The organism is Pseudomonas sp. B329, from assembly GCF_023127835.1.
GTDB classification, from domain to species: Bacteria; Pseudomonadota; Gammaproteobacteria; order Pseudomonadales; family Pseudomonadaceae; genus Aquipseudomonas; species Aquipseudomonas synxantha_A.
The window spans coordinates 23258-30133 of record NZ_SPKP01000031.1 but is presented as its reverse complement, the minus strand read 5'-3'; the positions used below and the strand labels follow the sequence as shown (position 1 = coordinate 30133).

Annotated in this window: 6 protein-coding genes and 1 pseudogene; 3 read left to right on the top strand and 4 right to left on the bottom strand. The window is 61.1% G+C overall.

Going from position 1 to position 6876, the window contains the following annotated elements:
• Nucleotides 1-220 precede the first annotated feature (220 nt).
• Nucleotides 221-1387 (bottom strand): annotated as a pseudogene (locus E4P00_RS17755) (aminotransferase class I/II-fold pyridoxal phosphate-dependent enzyme); the annotation flags it as partial.
• 195 nt (nucleotides 1388-1582) lie between these two features.
• Here E4P00_RS17755 and E4P00_RS17750 point away from each other — a divergent pair.
• Nucleotides 1583-2929 carry a cation:proton antiporter gene (locus E4P00_RS17750; protein ID WP_248132295.1) on the top strand — a complete coding sequence of 449 codons (1347 nt, stop codon included), beginning with the start codon at nucleotides 1583-1585 and terminating at the stop codon, nucleotides 2927-2929.
• Nucleotides 2930-3049: 120 nt separating this feature from the next.
• Here the strand turns inward: E4P00_RS17750 and E4P00_RS28985 are convergent, their stop codons facing one another.
• The 3 genes from E4P00_RS28985 to E4P00_RS17740 form a co-directional block, all read right to left on the bottom strand.
• Complete coding sequence (locus E4P00_RS28985; protein ID WP_005788437.1) at nucleotides 3050-3184, bottom strand: hypothetical protein; 135 nt, start codon at nucleotides 3182-3184, stop codon at nucleotides 3050-3052.
• Between the two features lie 11 nt (nucleotides 3185-3195).
• A complete protein-coding gene (locus tag E4P00_RS17745) occupies nucleotides 3196-3408 on the bottom strand; it encodes a hypothetical protein (RefSeq protein WP_078821390.1) in 213 nt (70 codons plus the stop codon).
• An 85-nt stretch (nucleotides 3409-3493) separates the two neighbouring features.
• Nucleotides 3494-4039, bottom strand: a complete 546-nt coding sequence (locus tag E4P00_RS17740; protein WP_032803895.1) for a hypothetical protein — start codon at nucleotides 4037-4039, stop codon at nucleotides 3494-3496.
• 425 nt (nucleotides 4040-4464) lie between these two features.
• Between E4P00_RS17740 and E4P00_RS17735 the strand changes: the two genes are divergently transcribed.
• Together E4P00_RS17735 and E4P00_RS17730 are read left to right on the top strand one after the other, a co-directional pair.
• The gene (locus E4P00_RS17735; RefSeq protein ID WP_005788442.1) at nucleotides 4465-5874 is read left to right on the top strand and encodes a circularly permuted type 2 ATP-grasp protein; all 1410 of its coding nucleotides are present in this window, start codon (nucleotides 4465-4467) and stop codon (nucleotides 5872-5874) included.
• 2 nt (nucleotides 5875-5876) lie between these two features.
• A complete protein-coding gene (locus E4P00_RS17730) occupies nucleotides 5877-6827 on the top strand; it encodes an alpha-E domain-containing protein (RefSeq protein ID WP_005788443.1) in 951 nt (316 codons plus the stop codon).
• The last annotated feature ends 49 nt before the right edge of the window (nucleotides 6828-6876 follow it).

Sequence of the window (6876 nt, the reverse complement as noted above, 5' to 3'; positions counted from 1 at the left end):
GCGTGGTTTAACGGGGCGCCTAAGATCAAGATCAAAAGCAGATCAAGATCAATAGCGGCTCGCTTCGCATCGTGGTTACCGTCGGCTGCTACCAATTTGGGTAGACACCTATGGCCGTCGGGGCAAGTCGAATCGTCGCACCGCCCCTCCCGCATTTGAAACGAGACAAGGCCAAAAGTTGGGCAAGTACTCACGCCCAGTGCACGGCCCGCTCACTGGCAAGCTGTTCAACAAACAGCACAATCCGCCGACAGGCTTGCGCCAGACGCTCCTCGCCCAAGGTAAAGGAAAGCCGAACGAAGCCCTGGGCAGGCTCGCCGAAGGCTGCCGCGTCCAGCACCGACACGCCAGCTTCACGAAACAGGCGCCAGGCGAAATCCAGGGACCCCAGGCCCGTATCGCGTACATCCACCAACACAAACATGCCCGCTTGCGGCGCCTGCACGCGGATGCCCGGGCAGGCGCTCAAGGCAGTCACCACCAGGTCGCGTCGGCGTCGGTAAGTCTCACGCATGCCTTGCGTGACTTCGTCATGGGCCAACACCGCAGCCGTCGCCGCCTCCATCACGAAACCGGGCAAGCCGTACATCATGCTCAACAGCAGGGTTTCAGCGTGCTGCACCATTTGCGCTGGGGCGATGAGCCAACCGATACGCCAGCCGGTCATGGCATGGGACTTGGACAAGCTGCCAATCACGATGCAGCGCTGCGCCATGCCCGGCAACGCCGCGAGGCTGTGGTATTGACCGTCGAACACCAGGCTTTCGTAGACCTCATCCACTACCACCCACAGGTCATGTGCGATCGCCAAGTCCGCAATGGCTTGCAGCTCTTGCCGGTTGAGCACCACGCCAGTGGGGTTGTTCGGATTGGAAAAGAATATCGCCCGGGTGCGCGGCGTGATCGCGGCGGCGAGCAATGGTGGATCCAGTCGAAAGCCGGACTGCGCACTGCAGGGCACCCGCACCAGGGTGGCGCCGCTGGCCTTGAGCGTGGCTTCGTAGGTAACGTACATCGGGTCGAGCACCAGCACTTCGTCGCCGGCCTGCAACAGGCATAGCGAGCTGATGAACAGCGCGTTCTGCGCACCGGGCACGATGATGACGTTGTCAGCCGCCAACGGGCGGGCCAGGGTCTGGCGGTAACGGGTCGCGATCGCCTCGCGCAAGGCCGGGCGCCCGGCGATCTCGGTGTAGTGGGAATCTCCCGCGTGCAAGGCATTGACGGCGGCGTCAGTGATAAAGGCCGGCGTGGCGAAATCCGGGTCGCCGACGCTGAGGATGATGACGTCTTCGCCCTGGCTGGCAGCGTCGAACGCAGCGTGGTGGATGTCCCAGGCGGCGACGCCCTGCCCTGCAATTCGTTCAACGAAGGGAGAAAACCTCATGCCAGAGCCTCTGGTGAAAGAATAAAGACGCAAATCCATAAATATGCGCGCGGCAACAATCGGTCAACTTAGTGCATAGCAAACCGTCGTTCAATGGATAAATAGGGCCTTGTCCCCGTGGCTGGCAATCACATTGAACCCCCTCCCGGTCGCTGTTCTCAAACCTGCATAGACCACGGCCCTGGAACACGCACGATGACTTTCATTCTATGGTTGGCCGTATTGGGCGCCGTACTGCTCACCCTCGCCCTCACCTCCTCCTATTTGCGCTGGATGCCGGTGACCACCTCAGCGGTGTGCTTGTTGCTGGGCATCGCCATTGGCCCGCTGGGCGTGGACTTGTTGCACCTGGACGTGAAGGGCTCAGCGCGCTGGATGGAGCACCTGACGGAAGTGGCGGTGCTGTTTTCGCTGTTTGTCAGCGGTTTGAAACTGCGCCTGCCGCTCAAGCACCGCACCTGGCGCATCGCCTTTGGCATGGCCGGGCCGGTGATGCTGCTGACCATCCTCGGCACCTGCCTGTTGCTGCACTACCTGTTCGATTTAACCTGGGGCGTTTCATTGCTGGTGGGAGCGATGCTGGCGCCCACAGATCCGGTGCTGGCCGGCCTGGTGCAGGTCAACAATGCCCAGGACTATGACGCGTTGCGATTCGGCCTGTCCGGCGAAGCAGGGTTGAACGACGGCACTGCGTTTCCTTTTGTGATTTTTGGCCTGCTGTTCATGCAACATGGCGGTTTCGACGGCGACTGGTTCGGCGGCTGGGTGCTGAAGAACCTACTATGGGCGGTACCGGCCGGGCTGTTGATGGGTTACTGGATGGGCCGCGGCATTGGCCGTATCACCCTGCGCCTGCGCTTGATCAATGCCGATAGCACCCTGTCACCGAATGACTACCTCACCCTCGCGCTGATTGCCCTGGCGTATGTGACGGCTGAAGCGGTCGGCGGCTACGGCTTCTTGTCGGTGTTCGCGGCGGGCCTGGGGCTGCGCCAGGCCGAGGTCAAATCCACCGGTTATGCGCAAACGCCGGCCGAGCACCTGGCCCAGCCGGTGGTGGGCCATCTGGAGATCGAGCCCGAGCAGGCGCTGCACGGTGACGTCAGCCAGTTGAAGGACACCCAGATCGCCGCCGGCGTGATGATGGGCGACATGCTGGCTTTTGGCAGCCTGGTCGAGCGCTCGATGGAGGTGTTTCTGGTCAGCGTATTGGGCATCGTGTTGGTCAGCCATTGGGATTGGCGCGCGCTGCCGGTGGCGGCGTTGCTGTTCTGTGTGGTTCGCCCGCTCAGCGTGTTTGCGATGCCTTGGGGCAGCCTGCTGGATCGGCGACAACGCAGCCTGGTCAGTTGGTTTGGTATTCGTGGGATCGGCAGCCTCTACTACCTGTTCTATGCGCTCAACCATGGGCTGATCGGTACCAGCAGCGCCGTGGCGGTGAACCTGACCCTCTCGGTGATCGCGCTGAGCGTGATGGTGCATGGCCTCAGCACCCAGCCCTTGCTGGCGTGGTACGAACGACGCGCCGCGCACAAAAAATGAATCCTGCGCCGCGCTTGGCGTGATGAATAACCGCGTACCGGGCCAGAAGGTTTCAGTGGATCAAGCACAGTAAGAATACCTACTGTTCAAGCTCACCGATCCCTTTGGCCCGCCGCCCGATCAATCCTGACTGTCGGTATTGCCGACGTCGGCCGCTTCATCCAGATCGTTGAGCGGCACTTGCGCATCATCCATCAGCGAACCCGGATCTTCATTGCCGGGGTCGTTGAGTTCTTCGTCGAGTTCTTTTGACATGACCGTCTCCGTTAACCGCCTTGGGTATCGATATCGGCATCGGTTTCAGGCTTGTGCTCGCGCTCAGGCTTGAAGTCTGGACTGTAGTCGTTTTCCCTGGCCTTGGGGTCGCTGGCAGGCGTCGGGTCCTTGGGCGCATCGGCAGCGGTGCCCGGAGCTGGCTCGCCACCATCGATGGCAGGGTCATTGCGGTTGCTGGTTTGGGGATCGTTGGATGTAGACATGGCGTACCTCTTCACAGACCGGTGATAAATCTTTACCGCGTAAAGCTAAGGCGCCACGTGCCCCAGTGAAGTTCCGTCCGATTGCTCAACGCAGTGGATTGTCCACCTGGATATAAAACGCATAGATGCCCAACACCAGCCAGAACACCATGAACAACCACGGCGCGCGCATGGAAAACAGCAACGACTTGCGATAGCCCTTGTGACTGGACTCCATTTCGGAAAACAGCGGCGATTCATCGTAGGCCAGGCCCATCACCGGCTCGCTGCGCAGCAATTCGCTTTGCTTGTAGTGCCAGTGATCAATGATCTGGTAGGCCGCGCGTATGCCAGGCCAGGCGTTGAGCGAGCTGAGAATACCCAGCGCGGCGAGGATCACCGGCACCACCAGCGTGAACAGCTTGCCCCATTCCGGGTTGAGGTTGCCCATGCCGGACACGAAAGCGATCACCAGAAACGATTGCGCAGTGAGGTAAGCGTCGGTGCGGTTGGCCAGGATGCTGGTTTCGTACTGGATCTCGCGCCGGTAGAAGTCGAGGCGATCCTTGGGCGAGCCGAAGATCTTGGCGTTGTGTTCGCTATGGTCGGTCAGGGCCGCTTCCGGCGTGTTTGGGGAGATGATTCGGGGCACAACGATGCTCCACAAAGTGACGGGACTCATTAGAAGAATCGGGCGTGGATGAAGTTCAAGTTTCTTGTGCACCAAGTCAGGGCGCCCTCTGCCCCCTTGTGGTGAGCCCGCTTCTGTGGCGAGCGAGCTTGCTCGCGCTGGGCTGCGCAGCGGCCCCCACAAAAGCGCGAGCGCTGCGCACTCCAGCGCGGGCAAGCTCGCTCGCCACAGGTAATTGCCACCTTGTGTGCGTTCCGGCACATCCCTTGCTTTATCCATTCATCTACCCGAAAACAGGAGCATTCGTTACCCCGCGACCCAGAGCCGACTCCATAAGAAAGTAAGGACCAGGCCTGTTGGCACCCTCAGCCACGGGCTCATAAGAACATGCGTTTTTTAAGCGGCAGTGCCACCCAGGAAACCCTCGGCACTGACAAGGTACTGGAATGGCTCGAACTTTCTTCGATGAAATGAATGACGCAAACGGCGTATGCCGCGCCCACTATCAGGATTTTTCCCGCTGGCTGGCCAACACGCCGCCGGAACTGCTGGCCCAGCGTCGCCGTGAAGCCGACTTGCTGTTCCATCGCGCCGGGATCACCTTCACCCTGTATGGCGACGAGCAAGACACCGAACGCCTGATTCCCTTCGACATCATCCCCCGCAGCATCCCCGCCAGTGAGTGGAGCCTGATCGAGCGCGGCTGTATCCAGCGGGTCAACGCACTGAATATGTTCCTCGCCGACATCTACCACGACCAGCGCATTATCAAGGCCGGGATCATTCCGGCAGAACAGGTGCTGGGCAACGAGGGCTATCAGAAGGCGATGGTCGGCCTGGACCTGCACCGCGACATTTACTCGCACATCTCCGGTGTCGACCTGGTACGCGACGGCGACGGCACCTATTACGTGCTCGAAGACAACCTGCGTACCCCCAGCGGCGTGAGCTACATGCTCGAAGACCGCAAGATGATGATGCGCCTGTTCCCGGAAGTGTTCGCCAAGCAACGCATTGCGCCGGTGGACCACTACCCCAACCTGCTGCTCAAGACCTTGAAAAGCGCCAGCCGCCTCGATAACCCCAATGTGGTGGTATTGACCCCTGGACGCTTCAACAGCGCTTTTTTCGAACACGCGTTCCTGGCGCGGGAAATGGGCGTGGAGCTGGTCGAAGGCGCCGATCTGTTCGTGCACGACCTCAAGGTATTCATGCGCACCACCGACGGCCCCAAGGCGGTGGACGTGATCTACCGGCGCATCGACGACGCCTTCCTTGACCCCGAGGCGTTCAACCCCAAGTCAATGCTCGGCGTACCCGGCCTGGTGGCGGCCTATTGCGCGGGTAACGTGGTGCTCGCCAACGCGATCGGCACCGGGGTGGCTGACGACAAGTCGATCTACCCCTATGTGCCGGCGATGATCCGTTTCTATCTGGACGAGGAGCCGGTGCTGCAAAACGTACCGACCTTCCAGTGCCGCAAGCCCGATGAACTGTCCCATGTGCTGGCCAACCTGGAGCAACTGGTGGTCAAGGAAACCCAGGGTTCCGGCGGCTACGGCATGTTGGTGGGCCCCGCCTCCAGCGCAGCCGAGATCGAAGATTTTCGCCAGCGCATCAAGGCGCGTCCCCACGCTTATATCGCCCAACCGACCTTGAGCCTGTCCACTTGCCCGACCTTTGTCGAAAACGGCATCGCGCCCCGGCATATCGACCTGCGCCCCTTCGTGCTCTCGGGCAAGGAAACCCGCCTGGTGCCGGGCGGCTTGACCCGCGTGGCGCTGAAGGAAGGTTCGCTGGTCGTCAACTCGTCGCAAGGCGGCGGAACCAAGGACACCTGGGTGGTGGAGGGCTGAGTATGTTGAGTAGAACCGCTGCTGATCTGTACTGGATGTCGCGCTACCTGGAACGCGCCGAGAACCTGGCGCGCATGTTGGAAGTCAGTTATTCACTGTCGTTGATGCCCCAGGCCGGGCGCAGCGATGGCCTGGATGAGCTGGCAATGTCGTTGCTCAGCAGCGGCACCCTGGACAGCTACCTGGAGCGTCACCAGACCCTGGATGCCGAGCGCATGTTGCACTTCTTCGCCCTGGACGAAGAAAATCCGGCCAGCATCTACAACTGCCTGCGCGCCGCCCGAGGCAATGCCCACGCCGTGCGCGGGCGCATCACCGCCGATATGTGGGAAAACCTCAACGCCACCTGGCTGGAAATGCGCAGCATCGCCGCCGGCGGCCTGGCGCGGCATGGCATCAGCCACTTCTGCGACTGGGTCAAGCAACGCTCGCACCTGTTTCGCGGCGCGACCTCGGGCACCATCATGCGCAATGACGCCTACCGGTTTATTCGCCTGGGCACCTTTGTGGAACGCGCCGACAACACCTTGCGCCTGCTGGATGCGCGCTATGAGATGTTTGGTGAAGAGTCCGAAGAAGTCAGCGACTTGTCGGCTCGCGGTTATTACCAGTGGAGCGCCCTGCTGCGTGCGCTGTCCTCGTTCGAGGCGTACACCGAGTTATACCCCAACGCCCTGAATGCACGCTCGGTCTCGGAGCTACTGCTGTTACGCAGCGATGTCCCGCGCTCGCTGCACGCGTGCATCGAAGAGTTGAGCCATATCCTCGCCGACTTGCCCGGCAGTTACGGACGCACGGCGCAGCGCCTGGCGGCGGAGTTCGAAGCAAGGCTGCGGTATACCGGGATCGATGAGATTCTGGAAGATGGACTGCACGCCCGGTTGACGGACTTTATCGACACCGTGCGCGAGTTGGCGCGGGCGATACACAGTTCTTACCTGGAAGTAATCTAAGCAACACCACCGCTCAAATGTGGGAGGGGGCTTGCTCCCGATAGCGGTG